The organism is Shewanella sp. LZH-2, assembly GCF_016859145.1.
Taxonomy (GTDB): domain Bacteria; phylum Pseudomonadota; class Gammaproteobacteria; order Enterobacterales; family Shewanellaceae; genus Shewanella; species Shewanella xiamenensis.
The window spans coordinates 766,997-790,105 of record NZ_CP069350.1; the positions used below are offsets into that span (position 1 = coordinate 766,997).

Here is a 23,109-nt window from a genome sequence, read left to right on the forward strand (position 1 = left end):
CCTAGGCTGGAGTGAAAGGGGCGGGAACTGATGTTCACTTCCCGCCCGTATTGCATGCTTATTTGCGGGTCATTTTATCCAAATAGCCCATGGCAAAAGCGGATAATACAAAGGTGATGTGAATTAACAGGTACCACATGATTTTGTCATTATCGATGTTCTTCACATCCATAAAGATTTTCAGCAGGTGGATCGACGAAATCGCCACAATCGACGCCGCCACTTTGTTTTTCAGTGAGCCTGAATCTAATTTACCCAGCCAACTGAGCTTCTCACTGTCTTCACCCACATCCAGCTGCGAGACAAAATTCTCATAGCCAGAAAACATCACCATCACAATCAAGCCGCCCACGAGGGTGATATCAATTAAAGACAGGGTCACCAGCACCAGATCCACTTCGGTCATCGTAAAAATGATTGGCAGAATATGGAAGATTTCTTGGAAGAATTTAATGCCTAAGCCCAATAGCACTAGACTCAGCCCTAAATAGATCGGCGCCATAATCCAGCGTGATGCATACATGAGTCTTTCAAATATTTTTTCCATTTGGAGTAAACCCTTAGTGGTTAAAGCACAAAAATCGAATCTATGATGCTAAAACAATAACATACTGGGTTAACGCCGCGCTATCGGCCAATCGCAAAGGCGTGAGGTATATGCAGCTAAGCCCAAGTTGCGGGCTTAGCTGATTTGGTTTTTGCAGTCTTACAGCCAAGGTGAGTTAGGTTAGTGGGGTTAACTATCCCATCTTATCCCTTGCGGCTTCTGGCTAAAGCATTAACTCATTGCCTGCCGCAGGCTTTCGCACTGTTACACCAGTGACTCGCTGTAAATACGTCCCTGTAAGCTCTACTAAAACATCCTGTTTTAGAAGGTCACTGGTGCAACAATGCCAGTTTTGGTGTAACCATTGAGTGAAAAGTTATACTTGTGCTGTTTTTTGATGCCTCGCTCACGCAACGAACGTCAATGCCCTGCGGCAACTTCGCAGGGGATGGTGAACTTCTTTTGCCTTGGTGTTAGCTGTTAGTCCTAAAGATTTGTGCCTGCCTATCTTTCCCCTCTCCTGTTTTTTGAATGACATTTGTCATCCGTAATTGCTGACAACTCACACTGCCGTGATTTAGCGGATGCAGGGATACTTAAGCCATACCAACAAGGAGGCTTAATCATGCAACATCAATCACTGGATCAACAACTTATCGAATACCGCCAAAAACGTGCTTTAGCTATGCCCTTATCAGGCATGATTGTATGGACGCTATTGTTTATCTTGAGTTTTATTCTGCCAGCATCGCAAATGGTGATGACAACATTTATCGGCACGGGTTCTATTGTCTATCTTGCTATGGGAGTCTCGCGTCTTACTGGTGAAAATATCTCCTTCAAGAAAAGCACTGATCGTAATTGGTTTGAGACTGTGTTTTTGGCTGCCATGGGGATGAGTTTTTTAACCTTTAGCATCAGTATTCCCTTTTTTATGGAAAACTATTTAGCCTTGCCCTTCGCCCTCGCCGTGCAAACAGGATTAATGTGGTTGGTTTTCGGCGTTTTAGCGGCGCAAAAGGTGGCGATTGTACATGCAATTGTGCGCACTGTAGCTTGCGTGGCAGCTTTTATGTTGTGGCCTGAGTTGAGTTTTCAGCTTCAACCTTTGATTGTGGTGGTATGTTATGGGTTTTCGATTCCATTAATGGAACGTCGTTGGAAGATTCAGCAAAATCTTTGTGTTGCAAGTTAGTTGGGTGTTTCAGTTTCCACTGACGTGTAGAAGAGCAATACGGCCTAACGGCCGAGGTGAATCAACGTCATGGGGCTTCACCCCACACCCGATAATAATGCTGGTTTGTTTAGTGTTTGAATTGGCAAGGTTATCGCTGTGGGTATGTGAATGATTGCGGCCTTTCGGCCGAGGTAAATCAAAGTCGCGGGGCTTCACCCCCCTGATTTTTTAATAAAGAGTCGACCAAGAGGGGATCAACAGCAATTCCCTCTTGGATCTTTGTTAACAAGAGTCCTTGCCGAACAACGTCCATGTCTAACTGCCAGTTCGCCATCCATGGCTCTCGTTCGTAACGCTGCTATTCAGCACTCACCCTAGCGAAGTTACATGCATTGACTCTCTATTTATAAAGCAGGGCTTCATGCTTATTCGAAAATCACTAACACTTCCGAAGGCTCCGCTTTACATCCATGTAAAGCACTCCAGTTCGGCAGTCCCTGCCTCTCGCTCATAAGCGCAAAAATCACCGATTTTCATTCGCCCATGTACCTGCGAAAGCTAGCTCGCCATCCTTGGCGAGACTCACGCAATTTGTCTATTCGCCCTGCGGCAACTTCGAGGGGAGGGGGAAACTACTGTGAACTCGGCGTTTGCTGTTAGTCTCAAAAGAGTTACGCCTGTCCCATCTTTCGTATCTTTCCTCTAATCCTTAGTGATTCAAGGTCATTTTTTCTAGTTTGTCTTAACTAGATATTTAAGATGGAAAACCAGTAATAAGCTGGTTCTGTAAGAGCAAAGTAGACAATGTGGGCTAATATAAATCCTACTGTGACTATAAAATCAACGACGTGTAATACCACTTTCTGATGTGTGATACGTTTGAAGATTAAATCAAATGTATTCTTGACTGTTGTATGTAAAAAATTATATTCGCAAATAATCTGTTTTTGTTTTCTTTTGGTTTCATAATTCACTGCGTTTAATGTGTGCTTCTGATTTCGAAGCACCAAGTCAATTAATACAACGAAAATCCACACTCCAATCAAAACAGCAGTGTTAATCCAAAACAGGTCGTTAATCTCTCTAGTGGATTTCAACTGTGTGGCGACAATGACTGTTGCCACAGGTATCCCAAGGATCTGGTTCTGAATATCTGAAAATATTTTGTTGATTTTTGCGAGTTCTTCTAGCTTGGTCACTTCAAGTTGATCTACTACTTTTTCGTAAGAAAAATCAGAAGCAAATATTGCGTAACCTTCATCTAGTTGTTTGAAAATGTCCGGAAGTTCATTTAATAACTTCGCGAATCTATGTTCTTCTGTGGTTTTTTTGTACTTTTGGAATATAACTTTTTCAAGAATTCTTAACTTCTGCTCTTTGTGGATAGGACTCTCAAAAAAGCTCAGCAATTTAGATAAAGAATCCTGATTAATTTGTTCAATATCGTTAGTCACATATTGAACGGGCAAAATAAATTTACCGTTATTAACAAATACCAATTGCTGTGTATCTTTGTCCAGATAAGCCGCAACAAGTCCCAGTAGCTCAACTAATTTCAATACAGAAAGGTATTTATCAACTATTGCAGGGCCGTTTTCATCTTCAGAATACCAAGCATTTTCAATTAAGTAGAATCGGGATTTTTGGATTTTACCTTTTCGGAATTGCAACACATCGTCAAAGCTATCAGCTAGAAGCCCAAGTCCTATTCTTGGATCTGATAGCTCCAGTTTAACTCTAGTACCGACCGTTAACGTTTCGATATCAAAAGATTGAAGGAGATGTACACCTGTATTAGTTGAGTCTGCTAAGGCTGATTTGAGTAGCTCTAATTCTCCCGTATCAGCCGCAGTAAAGTATCCTTTTCTGCCATCGAAAAGTTCAACATTTTTGTATAGTTTACTAAGTGTCTTAAGATTCATCGTCTTCATTTTCAGCTGTTTCAGCTAATAGTTCTTCTCTTAAGTCATCAGGAATGTTTGTTAATATAATTCTTTGATTTTTATGGTCATATTCGACATGACCATTTTTGATTGCAGTTCTTGAAAAATTTAGCTTCCAGAACTGAGATTTTCCTTCGAAGTTTACCAATCCTTTTGCTGCTCGTCGATCAGGGACAAATCCATCTGACAAACTAAATTCTTCGCGCGATAAAGTAGCTGTAAGTGCAGAAGGAGCATCTGGCCAACAGTGATTGGCCAGAGCAGTCAAGCTGAGGGGAGTATTTTTGGGTAACTGAATTATAAATTGATGAGCTCTTTCCAAAAACTCCCCTCTAGATTCAACTCCCATTTGTTGCTCGGTTGCAAAAGTATCTAATGCTGTAACGAGCTTCTGAGTCTCAACAAGTGGTTTTAATATGTCGTTGCAACCAATAAATACTTTAAAGTAATCAGCGATATCACTTCGTCCCTTGAGAAAACTAATGTAACGCTCTCCCCCAGCTTGCCAAGCATTCAAGTCTATGCGACCAGCTACACGTAAGTGACTTAAATCAAGATGAACACTGTCAATAACATCTAGGCCATCTGTAATAGCCGTACCTACTGTTTCAGTAACAATTGCTACTAGCAAATAATGAACATCGCCTACGCTAATTTTTGCAAAAAGTACATAACCTCCCGTTGCTAATAGTTCTTCTCCAGCTTTATTGGCTAAGCGTACCATTAGTTTTTCCGATAACGTTTTAAAGTCGTACTTAACTTCTAGGGCGTGATGTCGAATATATCGTTGTACGGGATACTCATCCTCATCTGGTTCGAAACACCCAAATGCTTTACCTGTGCTACTTGAGTAAAGGTTGTAAAGGTGATCTACTAGCCTTTGCACTGACTTGTTTACTGGCAATAATGTTTCGCGTAACTCTTTGTCTGCACCTTTGACGTGTTGTTTTTTTATTAGCTTGTGTACGATACATTCTGTAATAACGTTCTGAACTGTAGCTACATTTTCAGCCATCAATTTTTTCCTTTACTTATCATTATATTTTCGAATCTGTTACACCATATTGGTATTTTGCGTGCGAAAGCTGGGTCACTCACGAATCTCTGTTTATTCTATTTATCATGCGCTTAACCTTTATTTGAAGCTGTAACTTAGAACAAATTTTTTTCCAAGCTTTAAATCACTTGTGAGCTATGACTGCAATCTTGGCAGGTGAGGGTATAGCTTTGGTTGCGTTTTTGTATTTTGATATTTTTGCTTTGGCACTGTGGGCATGCTTGTTTCATTGGCGTGTTTTTGGTGCATTGATTGCATTTTATGTAATAACCAAACTTACCGTACATTGGAGTGTAGTTTGTTGATTCTCCGCAATGTTTACAGCGAAGGATACTGTTTATTGTGGGTTGCTCTATTGCTTGGTTTTTTACTTCTGCCACTTTGTTAACGTCAAAGGAGGCAACAGGCTCTTTGACTTGTCGTGTTTCAGTGGGAGGTATTTCAGTTGTTGCTTGATATGGGTCTATATGTCGATCGATTAAGAATTTAGCAATTGAATTAAGCTCTTCTTGATTAAAATCTGGGCGGGTATCACTCACATTTATCAGTCGGAAGAATTTGCTTTTAAGATTCATGATCTTTTCAAGCTTTTCGACTAAAAACTCTGTCTTAACTAACAGTTCTGAAACTGCCGCAGGCATAGTTTCTCTATTGATCACGGCATCGCTTGAGACCGCGCATAAATGATCCCAGCAACGCATACCAAAGGTTTGTTGTTTTATGCCGAGTAACTTACCGAGAATTTCACTTCGATGCTGTTTTAGCATCTCTTTAAGCAGCGATTGTTGCAGTTCAACTTGCTTAATTGGTGATGCCATACCAAACCAGTGATAGCCGTGACTGCGAGTCCATTCGCCATGTTGGTTTACTTCTACATGACCTTTTATGCTCTTAGACTCAATTAAAACAAAACCATAGGGATAAATAATTAGGTGATCAATTTGCGCGGTTTCGTTGTTAAAGGTGAATCGAAAATCATTGATGACTAACACTTCTGGATGATCTTTGAAAGCGCGGCGCAGATAGAAGGCAACGTCCTGTTCTTGTTTTTGACCCGCAATCGTTTGTGGTGTTTGGGTATTTTGCAGTGTTTTAGTTTTCAGAATCATTTATCAACAGCATCCATTCATAACTTGATAATAATCAGCCTCATAATACTCACTTTGCCATTGAAAGATAAAGACAAAAATCGCTAAACGTTAACGTTGGTCAAAGATGAAAGATCGAATAGGCACAGATTTTTGGGGATTCACCGCCAACACAGAAGTTATAGAAGTTCACCTTCCCCTGCGAAGTTGCTGAAGGGCGTTGAAGAAAATCGCGTGACGCAGACAGGACGTCTGCGTAGCTTTCGGGGGGAAGGGACGCCCCATCGGAAGCGTTAGCGATTTTTGAATAAGCACGAAGCCACTAACCAATGCATGTAACTTCGCTAGGGGCGGCAAGGGAGATCCAAGAGGGAATTGCTGTTGATCCCCTCTTGGTCGGGTGTGGGTTGAAGCCCCACGACGTTAAACTTCTCGGCCGTAAGGCCGCAATTACTCCGGCCGTCAGGCCGCATTTTAAAATGAATGTCGCATTAAGCGACAATAAAAAAGCCACTGTGGTCAGTGGCTTTTATCTGAAAAATCAAAACCTAAGCGATTCGGCTTAGTCTAAATCAGGTTCTTCGCGCTCTTTATTTACGAGAATCCGAACCATGGTAGCTTAGGCAAGCATCCACTTCATTGGCGCTACCAAGGATAACCGCTACGCGTTGGTGAATTTGCGTTGGTTGAATATCCAAAATGGTTTCATAACCGGTAGAGGCTTTACCGCCAGCTTGCTCGACTAACAAGGCCATTGGGTTGGCTTCGTACATTAAACGCAGCTTGTATGGCTTTTTCGGATCTTTATTGTCGGTTGGGTAAGTAAAGATACCGCCGCGAGAAAGTACGCGGTGCACGTCGCCCACCATGGCGGCAATCCAGCGCATGTTGAAGGATTTTTCGCGCGGGCCAATTTTGCCTAGCAGTAAATCGGCGATATAGGTCTGCATTGGCGCTTCCCAAAAACGCTGGTTCGACATGTTAATGGCGAACTCTTGTGTGTCTGGGCTGATGCACATGGCCGCGTTGGTCAGTAAAAATTCGTTGGTTTCTGGGTGCAGGGTAAAGAGTTGCACACCTTGGCCTGTGGTGAGGGCGAGCATGGTTGATGGGCCGTAGAGCACATAACCTGCGGCTAACTGATTGCGGCCAGATTGTAGGAAGCTCGCCTCGGTTAACTCACCCTGTGGTGCGGGTAAAACGGAGAAAATTGTGCCAACAAGTGAGTTGATATCGATATTCGATGAACCATCTAGAGGGTCGAAACATACCAGATATTGACCACTGGCGCTGACTTCAACCACATGATCTTCTTCCTCAGAGGCTAAGCCGCGCACTGTACCGTCGGCTTTTAATGCATCTTTGAGCATATCGTTGGTGATGATATCCAGTTTCTTCTGGGTTTCACCTTGCACGTTTTCCTGTTCGGTCGCGCCTAACACACCGGCTAAGGCACCGTGACGCACGGCATGGCTGATGGCTTTGGAGGTGTCGGCTAAGGTCAAAATCAGTTGCGCGAGGGATTCGTTCACTGCCTTTGAGGTTAAGTGCTGGGCAAGAGTCTGCATGTTAGGTCCTTTAGGGGTTCAACATTGAGGTCAATTTCATTATTTGCCGCGAATAATAACTCAGTTAGTCGACAATTTCAGCGATGTTGCTGTGGGTTTTACGCAATTTAGGTTGTTACCGTTATCTGTTATCGCAAGGCGATGTTAGTTATCTTGAAAATTGAGCTAACCGCAGGAGTTTGCCTGCTAATTTGTATCTGTATATTGCCTGCGCTTTTTATTTAGGCTGTGCCTTGGCACAATGGCGGCAGTTTTTTAATCGCCACCTAAAGGCGAATATGCTTCCAAGGAATAATAATGACTAAAAATGGGTTAGCTTCTTCCCTGCGCTCGGTGACATTGGGCGCCTCATCCCTACTGATAGCGAGTCAACTGGCCATGGTTTCTAGCGCGATATTTACCCCCGCCTATGCACTTGAGGGCGGCACAACGCCGCTGACTATCGAGCGCATGAATGCGTCTCCTGCCTTGGCGGGTACGAGCCCCCGTGGATTAAAATTATCACCCGATGGCCAAAGGGTGACTTATCTGGCTGGACGTAAAGATAACCAAAACTTTTACGATCTCTGGCAAATGGATGTGAAGACGGGCGAATCTAGCCTGTTGCTGAATGCCGATAAGTTGGCGAGCAATGAACTGTCCGATGAAGAAAAGGCCCGCCGCGAGCGCCAACGTATTTATGGCGACGGCATTATGGAATATTTCTGGGCGGACGATAGCAAGGCGCTGTTGATCCCTGCCTCGGGTAATTTGTATTACTTCTCCTTAGCGGATAGCAGCGTTAGCCAACTGCCGATAGGCGAGGGCTTTGCCACCGATGCGCGCCTATCGCCCAAGGGGAATTTTGTGTCCTTCGTGCGGGATCAAAATTTGTATGTGCTCAATTTAGCGACTAAAAAGCTTGAGGCCATGACTACAGACGGTGGCGGCGCGATTAAAAATGCCATGGCGGAATTTGTCGCCCAAGAAGAAATGGACCGCATGACGGGTTACTGGTGGGCGCCCGATGAGTCGGCCATTGCCTTTACCCGTATCGATGAGTCTGGCGTTGAGTTAGTCACCCGCAACGAAATCTACGCCGATGGCATTAAGCTTACCGAGCAGCGTTATCCGGCGGCGGGCAAAAACAATGTCGAGATCCAACTGGGCGTTGTGACCCTTAATAATAAAGGTATCAATTGGGTCACCTTAAGCGATGATAAAAACAAGGATATTTATCTGCCTCGCGTCGATTGGTTGCCCGATAGCAAGCATTTATCCTTTCAATGGCAGAGCCGCGATCAACAAAAATTAGACCTGCAACTGGTTGCCTTAGATTCGCTGACCAAGCCGAAAACCTTAGTCAAAGAGCGCAGCGATGCTTGGGTGAATCTTAACAACGACCTGCACTTCTTAAAGCAACAATCGGCCTTTATTTGGGCCTCGGAGCGTGACGGCTTTAATCATCTGTATTTGTTTGACCTAAAAGGTAAGCTGAAGACACAACTGACCAAGGGTAATTGGGCAGTCGATGGGCTGGAATATATCGATGAAACCGCAGGTTGGGTGTATTTCACCGGCCGTAAAGATACCCCAATCGAAAAGCATCTTTACCGCGTGCCGTTAGCGGGTGGCAAGGTTGAGCGCGTGAGCCGCGAGGCGGGGATGCACGATCCGGTATTTGCCGATAATCAAAGCGTGTATCTCGATTATTTCAATAGCTTATCTCAGCCACCACAGATCAGTTTACACGGTGATAAGGGCCAACATTTGGCGTGGGTAGAGCAGAACCAAGTCAAAGCGGGCCATCCTCTGTATGACTATGCTGGCCTTTGGCAACTGCCTGAGTTTAAAGAGCTAAAAGCCGAAGACGGTCAAATCTTACAAACGCGTCTCTTTAAACCTGTGCCCTTCGATGCGAACAAAAAGTACCCCGTAGTAGTGCGCGTATATGGCGGCCCACATGCGCAGTTGGTGACGAATAGTTGGAGTGAGCAGGATTACTTTACCCAATACTTAGTGCAGCAAGGTTATGTGGTATTTCAACTGGATAACCGCGGCAGTGCCCACAGAGGCACTCAGTTTGAGCAAGTGATTTACCGTCACTTGGGCGAAGCGGAAGTGAACGACCAAAAGGTTGGCGTCGATTATCTGCGCAGCTTGCCCTTTATCGATAGCGATAATGTGGCGATTTATGGCCACAGCTACGGCGGTTATATGGCCTTGATGAGTCTATTTAAGGCGCCGGATTACTTTAAAGCCGCGATTTCGGGCGCGCCCGTCACCGATTGGCGCTTGTATGACACTCATTACACCGAGCGTTATCTCGCCCATCCTGCGACTAATGAACAAGGTTACGAAGCCAGTAGCGTGTTCCCCTATGTGAAAAACTATCAGTCGGGGCTATTGATGTACCACGGCATGGCCGACGATAACGTGTTGTTTGAAAACAGTACTCGCGTCTATAAGGCGTTGCAGGACGAAGGCAAGTTGTTTCAAATGATTGATTATCCAGGTTCTAAGCATTCGATGCGCGGTGAGAAAGTGCGTAATCACTTATACCGCTCGCTGGCGGATTTCCTCGATAGACAGCTTAAAAGCGGTAAATAACTCAGCGTTAGGTTGGCATTTATATCAGACTGGTATTTATGTCAGAGTGGCGTTTTTTAAAAGAGTGGGGCAACATCCCCACTCTTTTTTATTTTGTATGATTCTGAGTTAAGCCTATTTATTTAACAGTACGCTGCTTAGTTTAATCACAACACACTCAAAACTTATCTGGCGCTTAATATTCCAGTTCACTGAGTTGTAATTTGGATTTCCAGTTTGCTTTAGCTAAAACCTTTTTTGCAGAGATAAAAAAACCAGATCCTAGGATCTGGTTTTTTATGGCGTTCAAACGGTAAGTTGAAGATTAGTCTTCTAAGTTACCGCAGAAACGGTAGCCTTCACCGTGAATGGTAGCGATGATTTCTGGCGTATCTGGCAAGCTTTCGAAGTGCTTACGAATACGACGGATAGTCACGTCAACAGTACGGTCGTGTGGCTTTAACTCACGGCCAGTCATCTTCATCAGTAGATCGGCACGAGTTAAGATTTTGCCTGGGTTTTCAACAAAGTGCAGCATAGCGCGGAATTCGCTACGTGGCAGTTTGTAAGATTCACCCTGTGGGCTGACGAGAGAACGGCTGTTGATCTCTAGGCTCCAATCGTTAAAACGATAGTATTCTACAGAGCTCTTTTCTTCGACTTCATTGCCTGCGCTATTAACACGAGTCAGAAGGTTGCGAGCACGAATCGTCAATTCACGAGGGTTGAACGGCTTGGTAATATAATCGTCCGCGCCAATTTCAAGTCCAAGGATTTTGTCGACTTCGTTGTCACGGCCTGTTAAGAAGATCAGACCGATGTTGTTGATTTCACGTAATTCACGTGCCAACAACAGACCATTTTTACCTGGTAGGTTAATGTCCATAACCACGAGGTTAATTTTGTTTTCCTGCATAGCCTTATGCATTTCTGCGCCATCATTGGCCTCAGTTACCACATACCCTTCTGCCTCGAAAATACTTCTTAGCGTGTTACGGGTAACGGCTTCATCTTCAACGATCAGAATGTGCGGATTTTGCATATTAAGTACCTAAATTTTAACCAATATTCTAACCATAAGAATCACTTACATCGGATTCTTATATTCATAAAATGTTGATACTTCCACTTACTGCTCTGTGCTTCAAAGGGAAGATCTTCACGGCTACACGTCAGGATGTATATAAGTGAACGTTTAAAGTGTAATACGATAAAACGTAACCAGTATCAACTTCGATAAGCAATAGTTAAAAATAGTTCCTTAACTATTGTTTTTTTTAAAATGTTTAAATGATAAATCAAATGTAGAACACATTTTAAAAGATGTCTGGCCAGCATAAGGTGATTTCGCAGAGGAATCTAACAAACCCTTGTCAAGATTAAGCAAACTTAATGTTATCTGCTTAACTGGCCAATGACGACATTGTACTCGTTTTAGGCATTTGTTAACAAATGAAATGTTAACAAATTTCAGGCTGAGACGCTGATTTACCATGATATTTACTTTAGTCATTGATTAGTATAACTAATGTATTTTTAATTCTTGTGAGCCAGTTCACGCCTCTTTGGATTTTTTAGGCTCTCTGTTAAACTAGCGCGGGTTCATTTTTCGACTAGACTACCAATGGACAACATGACTCAAGATTTGTGGCAGCATTATCAAACGCCGTTGTTTTTGCTTACTCAAGCATTATCCTGTGATTTTTCCTTTGCTGTAATTACCGCCCATAATCCCGCTTCAACCCCCCTCACTCCCAGCCAAAACCGATTACTCGACCGCCAACTTCTACGTGAAATTGAATTATTAGGCAGTCCCTATCGTGCACTGATTGGGGCATCGCCAGATTTATCCCATATGGAGAAGAGCTGGGCCGTGTTTATTGATCGCAGCATGGCCTTGCAGTTGGGGAAAAAGTTTAATCAATACGCTATCTACATGGTGGAACAGGGCGAGGTGAGTTTAGTGCCTTGTACATTAGCCGGGCAAACAGAGGTGTGTTTAGGTCGATTTAACGACTATGTGCGTTTGGTTTATGAGCTACCGGACTTGGTCACCTAACCGCGATTGACGCTTTTAATCGCTCCTCTGGCTAAGCTTTGCTGATCTCACGGCAAGGCTAGTTTGTTTTTCTTCTTTGCTAGATCTGATTGATTTTTCCCTATTCTCGTTTGGCATAAGTCGCAAACGTTTTAAATTCCCATTGTTTTTAAATGCGTTTATTGAATTTGTATATAGTGTGTGAAATTAGCATTGACTTCATTAGGGGTTTATTGCTACTTTTTTCGTCCCTTTCCGGCGGAAAGGAACAGAAGAGGAGCGTTAACTAGGTAGTCAGTCAGAGGAGCACAAACTCCAGCGATGATTGATGAGGGAGATTAACGCCGAGGCATAGATATGGTTGCTGCATGTTTATGTCGGTCGCTTAGGCTGAATCCTAACGATTGTCACCTGTAATTGGTGGAGAGCTTCTGGTGACGATTGCTGTTTCCCTTCTATTGGGGTGCGTATCATTGAGCACCAGGCTCTTCGAACGAAGTTAGTTCGGAGCGTAATCATGTTAGTTAATCAATATCTTATCCTAGTTTGTGCCGTGTCTTCTGCTTCTGCGGAGGTGCGCTAATGTCTCTTGTTGTCGCAAAATTTGGTGGTACTTCAGTCGCCGATTACGGTGCAATGAATCGCTGCGCCGATATCGTACTGGGCAATCCCGATTGCCGTTTAGTGGTGGTTAGCGCCTCCAGTGGCGTGACGAACCTGTTGGTTGAACTGACCCAAGAGTCAATAAACGACGATGGTCGCTTACAACGATTAAAGCAAATTGCGCAGATTCAATACGCTATCTTAGATAAACTCGGTCGCCCTAACGATGTTGCTGCCGCATTAGATAAGCTGTTAAGCCGTATGGCGGTATTAAGCGAAGCGCTGGCGTCCCAGCGCAGTAAGGCCACCATGGATGAGTTATTGTCCCTTGGCGAGCAGTGTTCGTCGGCATTATTTGCGGCGGTATTGCGCGAAAAAGGCGCCAACTCAAGTGCCTTCGATGTGCGCCGTGTGTTGCGCACCGACAGCCATTTTGGCCGCGCCGAGCCACAGGTTGAGCAAATTGCTTTGCTATCGAGTGAGCATTTACTGCCGCTGTTATCTGAGCAAGTGATTGTGACTCAAGGTTTTATTGGCTCCGATGAAGCGGGGCAAACCACAACTCTCGGCCGTGGCGGTAGCGACTATTCTGCGGCACTGTTAGCCGAAGCGTTAAAAGCCTCAGCGGTTGAGATTTGGACCGATGTGGCCGGGATTTATACGACCGATCCGCGCCTCGCGCCAAATGCCCATCCGATTGCCGAAATCAGCTTTAACGAAGCCGCCGAAATGGCGACCTTTGGCGCTAAAGTATTACATCCTGCGACGATTCTTCCGGCCGTGCGCCAACAAATTCAAGTGTTTGTCGGTTCAAGCAAGGAGCCTGAAAAGGGTGGCACTTGGATCCGCCATCAGGTTGAAGATGCACCCGTGTTCCGCGCGGTGGCGCTGCGCCGCGACCAGACGCTACTCAATCTGCACAGCCTACAAATGCTGCATGCGCAGGGCTTCTTGGCGGAAACCTTTGCCACATTGGCAAGACACAAGATCAGTGTGGATTTGATTACCACCTCCGAAGTTAACGTATCGCTCACTCTAGATAAAACCGGATCCGATTCAAGCGGACAAGGTTTATTAAGTGAAGCGTTACTGCAAGAATTATCGCAACATTGCCGCGTGCGCGTGGAGGATGGTTTAGCATTGGTGGCGATTATCGGTAATCGCATCGCTACGACTGCGGGTATTTGTCGCCGCGTGTTTGAAGTGCTCGAACCCCATAATGTGCGCATGATCTGCCAAGGTGCCAGCCCGCATAACTTGTGTGTGTTAGTGGCCGAATCCGAAGCGGCACAAGTGGTTAAAGCGTTGCACGAAAATTTGTTTGAAGGCGTTTAGTATGTTGCCGACGACATCGTCTCTGCAAATTGGGGAGCTTGCCGCAGGGCAGGCTCTGACGCTGCCGATTTATCACTTCAAGCCAAGTGGTCACGTATCTGGCCCTAAAGTGTATATTCAGGCTAATGTCCATGGCGCTGAGGTGCAAGGCAATGCGGTGATTTATCAATTGATGAAACAGTTGGAAAATTGCCACATCTTAGGTGAGATTACCTTAGTGCCCTTGGCTAATCCGCTGGGGATTAATCAAAAAAGCGGTGAGTTTACATTGGGGCGTTTTGACCCTATCACTGGCGTAAACTGGAATCGTGAGTACTTAAATCACGCGATAGATTTACCCGCTTGGTACAGCGAGCATGCCGAGCTTAGCGATAGCGAACTTATTCAAGCATATCGCAGCACCTTGATTGAAGCTTGCCAGCAGCGGTTACGTAATGATTGGGGTGTGACCACGGGCCACAGATTGGCGGTTAGCTTACAGGCTATGGCCCATGCGGCGGATATAGTGCTCGATCTGCATACTGGGCCTAAATCCTGTAAACATTTGTATTGCCCTGAATATGATATTGCCGCGGCGCAGTTTTTCACGATTCCTTACACACTGGTGATCCCCAATAGTTTTGGTGGCGCAATGGATGAGGCGGCATTTTGTCCTTGGTGGCAATTGAGTGAAGTGGCAAAAGCGCAGGGGCGGGATCTCAATATCGCCGTTTCAGCTTTTACCTTGGAACTGGCGAGCCAAGAACGCATTTGCCTTGAGGATGCTTTAGTCGATGCTAAAGGCATTTTGGCCTATTTAAGCCATCGAGGGGTGATTGCCGAGCAAGTGGAACCCGTTAAGATGCCGCGTTTTGGCTGTTATCTTAAGGATTACAAAAAGTACCATGCGCCTATGGCGGGCTTGGTGGAATATGTGGCGCCCGTGGGAGAGCCGCTTGCAGCGGGTGAGACCTTAGTCAATCTGCTGCGACTCGACTTATATGGCAGTGCGCAGGAGCTGACGGCACTCAGTTTGCCGCAGGATTGTGTGCCTATACTCCATTTTGCTTCGGCGTCGGTGCATCAAGGCACAGAGCTCTATAAAGTCATGACCAATCTGTTTGAATTGCCATATTAACGGCAATCAGCAAAACAAAACGCCAATCTCGAGATTGGCGTTTTTTATTACAGTCTACAACCACTTAAAGCGATAGAAGAGCGCCATTTGCAGGGCAACCAGCGATATTAAAATACCGCAGAAGGTCGCAAAAGCCCATGCGTTATCCGCACCGGGAATACCGCCGATATTGACCCCAAGCAAACCGGTTAAAAAGCCCAGCGGTAAGAAAATTGCCGAGACTAAGGATAAGAAATACAAGCGCTTGTTTAGCTGCTCCGATTGCTGGCTGAGTAACTCTTCCTGGGTCACATTGGCCCTATCACGCAGTGCATCTAAGTCTTCAATTGTGCGAATAAGCTTATCCGTGGTTTCGCGCATCTTAAGTTTTTCGGGCTCATTAAACAGCACAAATTGATCGGACAGCATCTTAGTGAAGGCTTCTTTCTGTGGGCCTAAATAGCGGCGCAAGGCTACGGTTTGTCGGCGTAGTTCAGCAATATCAGTACGTAAATCTTTAACATTGCCAGAAACAACTTGTTCTTCTAATTCTGAAAGTTGCTCCTCTAGCGTATCGATAAAATCGACTTTACGTGTAGTCAGTTTTTCACAAATGGCGAGGAGAAAATCTCCTGTGGTGGTGGGGCCTGTGCCTTCCATGATCAGTTCAGCCACATCTTTAACCGATTGCAACTCGCGATCACAGGTGGAAATAATGCGCTGTCTATCGGCGTAAATTCGCACGGCGACCATATCTTCAGGTGCTGAGTTTGGATTTAAGTTAATACCGCGCAGTGCCAGTAATACGCCTTCCCCTGCCAATACGGTTCGAGGGCGAGTATCTTGGGCGAGCAGGGCATCGGTTTCGACTTTATTAAGACCGCTGTTTAACACCCAATGGCGAGCCTTTTTGTGGCGATAACGTAGGTGTACCCAAATCAACCCGTCCTTAGGGTCCCAATTTTCAAGTTGTTCTGGGCTTAAGGTTGAGCCAGCTCGTGCGCCGCTAAGCACTATGCTATAGATAAATCCTTCGTGCATGTCACATTCCATCTCATGCTAAATCATCGGATAAAGCTAACTGATTTTACAGTGGAAATGAAGCCTAGCGTCGTTTCCTCTCACAATAACCTCGGCGCTAGATGAGTAAATTGCTGGCCAAGCAACTTATGATGAAATAGATTAAAATTAGCCTTAGTTGTAATGTATTGAGAAGATAAAATGGAATATGAATTTCGGCGTAACAGTTTGACTGGCACGTATTTAGCCAGCTTTAGCATGGACCATGAGGTACTGGGCCAATGGTTTTCAGAAGAGTTGGGGCCTGAGTTAGCCAAAATTCAGCAAGTGCTCGATATTATCAAAGAAATTCAAACAGGTAAGCGAGTTTCTTGGCGTTTTATCGGCAAAGATATTACCTTAGATCTGGATGAGGAGCAGGCACGAATTTACGCTAATGCTTTAGGATTTGAGCAGGATTATGAACTCGAAGAGGCGATGTCCCTCTATGATGCTGAATCTGAGGCTTACTGTGGGCTAGAAGATTTAGAAGAAGCGCTACTTAGTTGGTATGAATTTGTGCAAAAAGGGCTATAACCGCTCGCTGTGAATATCAACAAATAATAAAGGCAATCTATTGATTGCCTTTATTATTTAATGGAGTAAGTCTATCACTTATCCAATATCAATTGTTCAAATATCTTACCGCCATTTCGGTTCTCGACTTGGCATTAGCTTTACGCAACAGGTTTTTGACATGCACTTTCACAGTGCCTTCACTGATGTGTAAATGCTCTGAAATCATACGATTACTTAATCCTTCCGCCAGTTGTTGCAGGATCTGTAGCTCCCTTGGGGTGAGGCTTGAAATCCATTCTTGTTCATCGGCGGCATTTTTGAGTTCATAGAGATATTCTTCAACTTCTTCGCTGATCACTCTGTGGCCTGACATGGCATTTTTGAGTTTATCGAGCAGCAAATCTGGCTCGGTATCTTTGAGTAAGTAACCGTCAGCTCCCGCACGTAATAGGCGAATAACATCTTGTTTTGCATCTGAAACGGTTAAGATCACGATTCGTGAGGTCACGCCTTCTTGGCGCATGGCATTGAGGGTATCGAGGCCAGTCATTCCCTTCATATTGAGATCGAGCAAGACGATGTCAGGTTCATCAGTTACTACGGCGCTTAAAGCATCTAAACCACTACCCACTTCACCGAAGAGGTTAAAGTCTGGATCTGAGGCGATCAATTGGCAGATACCTTTACGTAAGAGAGGGTGATCATCGACCACCAGAACAGAATAAGGTTTACCCATGTGTAGGCTCCTGTTGAGAAGGGAAGATTAAAGTGACTTTGGTGCCCTGTGATAAATTGGATGTGCTATGGGGTTCAAGGGGCGAGTCTGGATTTTCTGGCTCTAGCTGTCCAGTGATTCCTTTGCGACTAGTTTGCGGATCATTGCTGCTAAATACAACCGTGCCGCCTAATTTGCTGGCACGTTCATGCATGATGCCTATGCCGAAGTGCTGATCCCGTTCTTTAATATGGCCAATACCTACACCATCATCACTTACACTGATATTAACCATACCATGCTCATCTTTATAACAGCGAATATTGATATGGCTAGCACGGGCATGTTTGATAGCGTTGAGCGTTGCTTCTCGGGTGATCTGCAAAATATGGATATGTTGTTTCGCCTCTAGCCATTGAGGGGAAAGCTTATAATCGAGGTGGATCTTGATATCGGTTTTTGCTCTGAGCTGCTCAAGCATTGCTTCCATCGCATTCTTCAGATTGGGCTCCTTAATGGTTAATCTGAAGGTGGATAGTAACTCTCGGAGTTGTACATAGGCTGTACTAACCCCTTCGTTGATCTCTGTGAGTTGTCCCTCAATGGTAGGATTGCGGCAGCTAAGATCTAAATTTTTGCGCAGCAAGCTAATTTGGATTTTTAGGAAAGAAAGCACTTGCCCGAGTGAATCATGTAATTCCCTTGCGATAACACCACGTTCTTCCATTAGGGCTAACTGCTGTCTTTGTTCGGTAGCGTTATGAATAACGATGGAGCGAGTAAGCATAATGGCAAAGTTTTTAAACAACGGAGTATTAATATCTTGGGTTGAGATAAGCTCTAAATAACCTAAATCAGCCTGCTCAAATTGTAGCGGAAAGCGGATGTTGTTGTGAGCGCCTTCTGGCCAGCCACCATCGGCTTCTACGACTTCGAGCTCCTGCTCAGGGTATTGGATAATCAGCCTCAAATACTCGATCGACTCATAATCTTTTAGCTGATTTAATGCTGCTTTGAGGGCCTTATAGTCCAGCTTATTGGCATTAAGTGTTAACAGAGTGTCGTATAAAAAGGCCAGTTCATTATTCGCCCGTGTCAGTGCTAAGGTTTTTTCGGCCACTTGTGACTCTAAGTTACCGTAGAGTGTGGCTAGCTCTCGCGCGGTTTTTTGCAGTGCATCGGTCAGAGCCGTGAGTTCAATATATTCGGTTTCGGGCATTTCGATTTCAAAGTTACCCTTAGAAATCGTATTGGCGGACTCCATCAATTGTTGCAAGGGTACAACGACTTTGCGTTTAGTAAAGCGCACCGCTAAAAAGGCGATAACCAGCATCAGCCCAAGCCCAAAAATTTGGCTCGCCGCGAGAAGGCGCAACTTAAAAGCGGCATGATGCTCCATCTCCAATACCAATAAATCAATAGTATCGACAAAGTCCTTGAGTGAGGCGGCGTAGTCGCGGGAGTTTTCCTGCTCGATGTAATATTTCATTACTAGCCACTTATCGATAACAAGTTGATATTGCTCGGCTATTTTTTTCTGACTGAGCCAGCCTGTGGAGGGTTGTAGTGCCTCAGAATGCAGCGTATTTTCAAATTCAGTGATTTTTTCTTGGGCAGCTTCACTGCCTGAGTTGGCGTAGAACATCAGCCGGTAGCTTTGCATCCGCAGTGAACCAGAGGCGTTGATGGCTTTTGCATCCCCTAGGCTGTAAGACAAATTGATGATTGCGAAGATCGCTAGGCTGCTAGAAAGCAAAATCAGTACTAACATTAAACCCAGAATTTTTGAGGTAAGGCTTCCTCGTTTCATATGTCTAATACCTACCTTGTGACGCTTGAGCTAATGTTACTTTAGCCGTGTTTTTACATTAGAAAATAATGTATTACATTAACAAAAACATAAAAGTGTGAACAACAACACTATTACATTTTGATCTAGCGCAAATTTCGTTTCAGATACCCCCTAAGAGGTATATTTTTAGCAGTATTTAGCTACTAACTTTGACCTTGGAGATGTCGTGACTCACTAAAATAATGCAACACGGAGATGAGATGATGAAGAAGATGACAGGTAAGTCCTTTGCACTGAGTGCATTGGTTGCCGCCAGCTTCATGGCGGCGAGTGCGATGGCGAGTGATAAAACTGAGCCTCGCAATGAAGTTTATAAAGATAAATTTAAAAATCAATATAATAGCTGGCATGACACTGCAAAGAGTGAAGAGCTTGTTGATGCGTTAGCACAGGACCCGAATATGGTTATTCTGTGGGCGGGCTATGGTTTTGCTAAAGATTACAACGCACCTCGCGGCCATATGTATGCCGTGACTGATGTGCGTAATACTCTGCGTACAGGCGCTCCAGCCAATGCGGAAGATGGCCCAATGCCAATGGCCTGTTGGAGCTGTAAGAGCCCAGACGTACCTCGCTTAATCGAAGAGCAAGGTGAAGATGGTTACTTCAAAGGTAAATGGGCCAAAGGTGGTCCAGAAGTGACCAATACTATTGGCTGTGGCGATTGCCATGAAAAAGGCTCTCCAAAATTACGTATTTCTCGTCCTTATGTTGACCGTGCTATGGAGGCTATTGGCACTCCATTTGACAAAGCATCCAAGAAAGACAAGCAATCAATGGTTTGCGGTCAGTGTCACGTTGAATACTATTTCGAGAAGAAAGACGACCGTAAAGGTTTCGTGAAATTCCCTTGGGATATGGGCGTAACCGTTGAGCAAATGGAAGTTTACTATGATGGTATTGAGTTCTCTGATTGGACTCATGCACTGTCTAAAACACCAATGTTAAAAGCACAGCACCCTGAGTACGAAACTTGGAAGATGGGTATTCATGGTAAAAATAATGTCAGTTGCGTTGACTGTCATATGCCTAAAGTGACTAGCCCTGAAGGTAAGAAGTTCACTGACCATAAAGTCGGTAACCCATTCGATCGTTTCGAAGAAACCTGTGCAACTTGCCATAGCCAAACGAAAGAATTCTTAGTGGGTGTCACTAATGAGCGCAAAGCTAAAGTTAAAGAAATGAAACTTAAAGCGGAAGAGCAATTAGTGAAGGCGCACTTCGAAGCTGCTAAAGCATGGGAATTAGGTGCTACTGAAGCTGAAATGAAGCCAATTTTGACTGACATCCGCCACGCTCAATGGCGCTGGGATTTAGCCATTGCTTCGCACGGTGTTGCCGCTCACGCTCCTGAAGAAGCGCTACGAGTGTTGGGTACATCTGTTAATAAAGCCGCTGATGCTCGTGTTAAGTTAGCACAGTTGTTAGCGAAAAAAGGTTTAACCGATCCTGTCGCTATCCCTGATATTTCGACTAAAGCGAAAGCTCAGGCGGTACTGGGTATGGACATGGAAAAACTGAATGCAGAGAAAGAAGCATTCAAAAAAGACATGTTACCTAAGTGGGATGCCGAAGCGAAAAAACGCGAAGCGACTTACAAGTAATTATTGTTGAATATGAGCTAACCTCTCATAGTAAAGCCCCCGCAATCGAGGTTGCGGGGGCTTTTTATTAGCGATTTTGCTCAGCCATTATTTCTTATGGGGGCTCAGATTGTTAATCTCATTTCGTTATCTTTAACGGCCCTGTTGGACGTTGAATGCAGCTTGCTCTAACGGTTTTTCTATCACTATCTCGCAGTAAAGCCCGTGACCTAACTATTCGTTGTCCTTAGTTTTCCAGCAATTTTGGTGACGCCCTGATTTACTCCTATCGATTGTTGTATCTGTAAATAACCGACTTTTTGAGACAGTTGGAGTACGAAGTTTTAGGGCATGGTAGGCTCATCCATTAAGCACATGGTTATTGATTCACTATAATCATTTTATCCCTTAGCTGTTTTTTATCAGCGTTCAACCTGTGGGGTTGTAAGGTTTTTGTTATTTTTTCGGTAAAATGTCTTAAGCTTTTGATAAGAATTTCTCCTTATCCTCGAAGCTATGATTTTGGTGATTGGATAAATAAGTGCATCAGAATATGAAAAGCAATGTTAGGACGACATTTCTTCAGTTTGCAAAGGGATATTTGTTTGTTCCATGGCTCGTATTTACGGTAATTATTTTGGGGCTTGAATGGACTCATGCTGATATGCGCTTTGCCAGCCTATTATTCAATTGGCAGGGAGGTGTCAGTTCTTGGCCTTTACGAGGGCATTGGCTTACCGAAAGTATCTTGCATGTGACAGGACGTAATCTGGTGATTTTGTTCGCCATAGCGGTTGTTGCTTGCATTGGCCTAAGCTTTCGACTTGAGACGTTGCGTGTTTATCGTAAAGGTTTTATCTATTTATTCTGTAGTGTTCTTGCTAGCGTGTTGTTGGTTCGCTTAGGTAAGAGTTTCACTCATATGACTTGCCCTTGGGATGTCATTGAATTTGGTGGGCGTATGATGCATAGCTCTCTATTTGCACGCTTACCAGAAGGGGCTGAGTTTGGTCAGTGTTTTCCTGGAGGGCATTCAAGTGGCGGTTTTGCATGGGTGGCGAGTTATTTTGTGCTTAAGGAATACAATCCCCGTTACGCAAAGTTTGGCTTACTGTTTGGAATTGGATTAGGGACTATTTTTGGTTTTGCCCAAGAACTGCGCGGTGCTCATTTTTTAAGTCATGACTTATGGAGTTTGGCGATTGCGTGGACCTCAGCAAGCCTGCTTTATTATAGTTTTTTCTTACGTGTTCCTAAGGTTAAAAACAGTAACGTCGCGAACAAAGTCAGCCTTATCGATACTAAAGTTTTCGAAAAAGGCATCTCTAAGTGATTATATGGGTTAACTTTTCAATTAGAACCTAAATTGAAAACGAATATCTCCATGGCGCAGACGTAAACTTTCGTCCAGAAGATGGTTCTTCTCATTCAATAAAATATTTTTTTGCCTTAGTAATTCGGCTTTGTCGGTGAGATTGTTTAGTTTGTTGTTGATACTGCTAATCTCGCTGTCGATAGCATTTAAGCGATCGGCTATTTCTGCTAAACGTTTATTAATCAGATATTGTTCATGTCCTTGATTGTAGCGTTCAACAAATTGATTGTTATTACAGACGCCGTAGTAATATTCTCCCGCCAAACCAATACGGTAACCATTTTCTGGCAAACAATAACTCATTAATCCTTGTTGATATCCTTGCTGCCATTGCGTCGCATCAACCTTGAGATTAAATTCACGGCAGTCCTGTTGATATTGGTTGAGCCTACTCGCAGCAGCACCGCGGTTACCATCGGCTAAGCCAGTGGCGTACCAGTCATTATCACGGCATTCTTCGAGTGAAAGACTCGTGCATTGAGTGAGGGAGAGGGCTGTCAGAGCGAGTGCAAAGTTTAGGTATCGCATTTTATTATCAAAAGAGTTGCAAAAGTGGCATCAGCATAAAGCTTAGTACTGAGGAGATCTAGCGCTATATTTCGCCCTTTGTGCGGTTATTTCGCAGCACCAAGCTGGCTTGGTTACCCTATCTTTATCACAACATACTCGGTGGATAGTGCTAACGGGTTGAGTTTGTGATAATTTAATACTTTCAATAGCTTGGGGTAACACTTTGGCGATATCCCCTCATTTTTGCTCAAAATAGGCATTGATACCCCATAACAAACGTGGAAAACCATTTTAAGAGTATTCTTAAGGTGGTTAATGCTTGGGTAACGGCTTAAAGTCGCCGTCACTTACGGCAGTGTGATCTCGTTGTGTGTTTAATGGTTGTGGGATTTAACATGTTGCTGATGAAGCGAGCAGGTATTTGTTTGGGGCAATCAAGGAGATAATGTGCCGTTCTCTGCAAATGTATTGGCTTT

At 44.3% G+C, this 23,109-nt stretch carries 18 protein-coding genes and 1 riboswitch; of the genes, 8 read left to right on the forward strand and 10 right to left on the reverse strand.

Translation table 11 applies throughout. The annotated features are described in order from the left end of the window. Nucleotides 1-58: 58 nt before the first annotated feature. Nucleotides 59-547 carry a TIGR00645 family protein gene (locus JM642_RS03520; protein ID WP_037429841.1) on the reverse strand — a complete coding sequence of 163 codons (489 nt, stop codon included), beginning with the start codon at nucleotides 545-547 and terminating at the stop codon, nucleotides 59-61. Nucleotides 548-1,172: 625 nt separating this feature from the next. Between JM642_RS03520 and JM642_RS03525 the strand changes: the two genes are divergently transcribed. After that, the gene (locus JM642_RS03525; protein WP_099457458.1) at nucleotides 1,173-1,742 is read left to right on the forward strand and encodes a hypothetical protein; all 570 of its coding nucleotides are present in this window, start codon (nucleotides 1,173-1,175) and stop codon (nucleotides 1,740-1,742) included. A gap of 728 nt (nucleotides 1,743-2,470) precedes the next feature. Here the strand turns inward: JM642_RS03525 and JM642_RS03530 are convergent. From JM642_RS03530 to JM642_RS03545, 4 genes are all read right to left on the reverse strand, one after another. After that, nucleotides 2,471-3,655: a hypothetical protein gene (locus tag JM642_RS03530; RefSeq protein WP_203432848.1), complete on the reverse strand. Its 1,185-nt coding sequence runs from the start codon at nucleotides 3,653-3,655 to the stop codon at nucleotides 2,471-2,473. Further along, on the reverse strand, nucleotides 3,636-4,682 hold the full coding sequence (locus JM642_RS03535) for a nucleoid-associated protein (protein WP_203432850.1): 1,047 nt from the start codon (nucleotides 4,680-4,682) through the stop codon (nucleotides 3,636-3,638). The genes JM642_RS03530 and JM642_RS03535 overlap by 20 nt, the downstream gene beginning before the upstream one ends. Nucleotides 4,683-4,843: 161 nt before the next feature. Further along, complete coding sequence (locus tag JM642_RS03540; RefSeq protein ID WP_203432852.1) at nucleotides 4,844-5,833, reverse strand: nuclease-related domain-containing protein; 990 nt, start codon at nucleotides 5,831-5,833, stop codon at nucleotides 4,844-4,846. Nucleotides 5,834-6,402: 569 nt separating this feature from the next. Next, nucleotides 6,403-7,380 (reverse strand): class 1 fructose-bisphosphatase, encoded by a 978-nt coding sequence (locus JM642_RS03545; RefSeq protein WP_203432854.1) that lies wholly within the window; start codon nucleotides 7,378-7,380, stop codon nucleotides 6,403-6,405. A gap of 297 nt (nucleotides 7,381-7,677) precedes the next feature. Between JM642_RS03545 and JM642_RS03550 the strand changes: the two genes are divergently transcribed. Next, a complete protein-coding gene (locus JM642_RS03550; RefSeq protein ID WP_203432856.1) occupies nucleotides 7,678-9,969 on the forward strand; it encodes a S9 family peptidase in 2,292 nt (763 codons plus the stop codon). A 304-nt stretch (nucleotides 9,970-10,273) separates the two neighbouring features. On the opposite strand, the gene arcA is transcribed toward JM642_RS03550, so the two are convergent. Further along, entirely contained in the window at nucleotides 10,274-10,990 is a 717-nt protein-coding gene (arcA, locus tag JM642_RS03555; RefSeq protein WP_007644695.1) for a two-component system response regulator ArcA, read from the reverse strand. Nucleotides 10,991-11,572: 582 nt separating this feature from the next. Between arcA and JM642_RS03560 the strand changes: the two genes are divergently transcribed. From JM642_RS03560 to JM642_RS03570, 3 genes are all read left to right on the forward strand, one after another. Continuing rightward, nucleotides 11,573-12,007 carry a DUF3293 domain-containing protein gene (locus JM642_RS03560; RefSeq protein ID WP_037421961.1) on the forward strand — a complete coding sequence of 145 codons (435 nt, stop codon included), beginning with the start codon at nucleotides 11,573-11,575 and terminating at the stop codon, nucleotides 12,005-12,007. A gap of 243 nt (nucleotides 12,008-12,250) precedes the next feature. After that, a riboswitch (Lysine riboswitch) is annotated at nucleotides 12,251-12,425 on the forward strand. A gap of 143 nt (nucleotides 12,426-12,568) precedes the next feature. After that, nucleotides 12,569-13,924, forward strand: coding sequence for a lysine-sensitive aspartokinase 3 (gene lysC, locus JM642_RS03565; RefSeq protein ID WP_037421964.1), 1,356 nt, complete (start codon nucleotides 12,569-12,571; stop codon nucleotides 13,922-13,924). Between the two features lies 1 nt (nucleotide 13,925). Continuing rightward, nucleotides 13,926-15,041 (forward strand): succinylglutamate desuccinylase/aspartoacylase family protein, encoded by a 1,116-nt coding sequence (locus JM642_RS03570; protein ID WP_037421967.1) that lies wholly within the window; start codon nucleotides 13,926-13,928, stop codon nucleotides 15,039-15,041. 54 nt (nucleotides 15,042-15,095) lie between these two features. Here JM642_RS03570 and JM642_RS03575 read toward each other — a convergent pair whose 3' ends face one another. Then, a complete protein-coding gene (locus JM642_RS03575; RefSeq protein ID WP_203432858.1) occupies nucleotides 15,096-16,061 on the reverse strand; it encodes a zinc transporter ZntB in 966 nt (321 codons plus the stop codon). Nucleotides 16,062-16,241: 180 nt separating this feature from the next. Between JM642_RS03575 and JM642_RS03580 the strand changes: the two genes are divergently transcribed. Continuing rightward, nucleotides 16,242-16,616, forward strand: a complete 375-nt coding sequence (locus JM642_RS03580) for a YacL family protein (RefSeq protein ID WP_037421973.1) — start codon at nucleotides 16,242-16,244, stop codon at nucleotides 16,614-16,616. Between the two features lie 88 nt (nucleotides 16,617-16,704). Here JM642_RS03580 and JM642_RS03585 read toward each other — a convergent pair whose 3' ends face one another. Together JM642_RS03585 and narQ are read right to left on the reverse strand one after the other, a co-directional pair. Then, on the reverse strand, nucleotides 16,705-17,334 hold the full coding sequence (locus tag JM642_RS03585; protein WP_037421976.1) for a response regulator: 630 nt from the start codon (nucleotides 17,332-17,334) through the stop codon (nucleotides 16,705-16,707). Beyond that, complete coding sequence (narQ, locus tag JM642_RS03590; protein WP_203432860.1) at nucleotides 17,327-19,123, reverse strand: nitrate/nitrite two-component system sensor histidine kinase NarQ; 1,797 nt, start codon at nucleotides 19,121-19,123, stop codon at nucleotides 17,327-17,329. Before narQ ends, JM642_RS03585 begins: the two co-directional genes overlap by 8 nt. A gap of 242 nt (nucleotides 19,124-19,365) precedes the next feature. Here narQ and nrfA point away from each other — a divergent pair, with 242 nt between their 5' ends. Both nrfA and JM642_RS03600 read left to right on the forward strand, forming a co-directional pair. After that, entirely contained in the window at nucleotides 19,366-20,769 is a 1,404-nt protein-coding gene (gene nrfA, locus JM642_RS03595; protein ID WP_037421983.1) for an ammonia-forming nitrite reductase cytochrome c552 subunit, read from the forward strand. A 532-nt stretch (nucleotides 20,770-21,301) separates the two neighbouring features. After that, nucleotides 21,302-22,081, forward strand: coding sequence for a phosphatase PAP2 family protein (locus tag JM642_RS03600; RefSeq protein WP_203432862.1), 780 nt, complete (start codon nucleotides 21,302-21,304; stop codon nucleotides 22,079-22,081). Nucleotides 22,082-22,102: 21 nt separating this feature from the next. Here the strand turns inward: JM642_RS03600 and JM642_RS03605 are convergent, their stop codons facing one another. After that, a complete protein-coding gene (locus tag JM642_RS03605) occupies nucleotides 22,103-22,651 on the reverse strand; it encodes a DUF2799 domain-containing protein (protein WP_037430136.1) in 549 nt (182 codons plus the stop codon). Between the last annotated feature and the right edge of the window lie 458 nt (nucleotides 22,652-23,109).

Bases quoted from the DNA above. Each gene is read 5' to 3' on its own strand.
- JM642_RS03560 (WP_037421961.1), top strand. From the start codon at position 11,573: ATGGACAACATGACTCAAGATTTGTGGCAGCATTATCAAACGCCGTTG.
- JM642_RS03600 (WP_203432862.1), top strand. From the start codon at position 21,302: ATGAAAAGCAATGTTAGGACGACATTTCTTCAGTTTGCAAAGGGATAT.
- JM642_RS03535 (WP_203432850.1), bottom strand. From the start codon at position 4,682: ATGGCTGAAAATGTAGCTACAGTTCAGAACGTTATTACAGAATGTATC.
- JM642_RS03605 (WP_037430136.1), bottom strand. From the start codon at position 22,651: ATGCGATACCTAAACTTTGCACTCGCTCTGACAGCCCTCTCCCTCACT.
- JM642_RS03550 (WP_203432856.1), top strand. From the start codon at position 7,678: ATGACTAAAAATGGGTTAGCTTCTTCCCTGCGCTCGGTGACATTGGGC.
- JM642_RS03580 (WP_037421973.1), top strand. From the start codon at position 16,242: ATGGAATATGAATTTCGGCGTAACAGTTTGACTGGCACGTATTTAGCC.
- JM642_RS03570 (WP_037421967.1), top strand. From the start codon at position 13,926: ATGTTGCCGACGACATCGTCTCTGCAAATTGGGGAGCTTGCCGCAGGG.
- JM642_RS03530 (WP_203432848.1), bottom strand. From the start codon at position 3,655: ATGAAGACGATGAATCTTAAGACACTTAGTAAACTATACAAAAATGTT.
- nrfA (WP_037421983.1), top strand. From the start codon at position 19,366: ATGATGAAGAAGATGACAGGTAAGTCCTTTGCACTGAGTGCATTGGTT.
- JM642_RS03545 (WP_203432854.1), bottom strand. From the start codon at position 7,380: ATGCAGACTCTTGCCCAGCACTTAACCTCAAAGGCAGTGAACGAATCC.
- JM642_RS03520 (WP_037429841.1), bottom strand. From the start codon at position 547: ATGGAAAAAATATTTGAAAGACTCATGTATGCATCACGCTGGATTATG.
- JM642_RS03585 (WP_037421976.1), bottom strand. From the start codon at position 17,334: ATGGGTAAACCTTATTCTGTTCTGGTGGTCGATGATCACCCTCTCTTA.
- arcA (WP_007644695.1), bottom strand. From the start codon at position 10,990: ATGCAAAATCCGCACATTCTGATCGTTGAAGATGAAGCCGTTACCCGT.
- lysC (WP_037421964.1), top strand. From the start codon at position 12,569: ATGTCTCTTGTTGTCGCAAAATTTGGTGGTACTTCAGTCGCCGATTAC.
- JM642_RS03575 (WP_203432858.1), bottom strand. From the start codon at position 16,061: ATGCACGAAGGATTTATCTATAGCATAGTGCTTAGCGGCGCACGAGCT.
- JM642_RS03540 (WP_203432852.1), bottom strand. From the start codon at position 5,833: ATGATTCTGAAAACTAAAACACTGCAAAATACCCAAACACCACAAACG.
- narQ (WP_203432860.1), bottom strand. From the start codon at position 19,123: ATGAAACGAGGAAGCCTTACCTCAAAAATTCTGGGTTTAATGTTAGTA.
- JM642_RS03525 (WP_099457458.1), top strand. From the start codon at position 1,173: ATGCAACATCAATCACTGGATCAACAACTTATCGAATACCGCCAAAAA.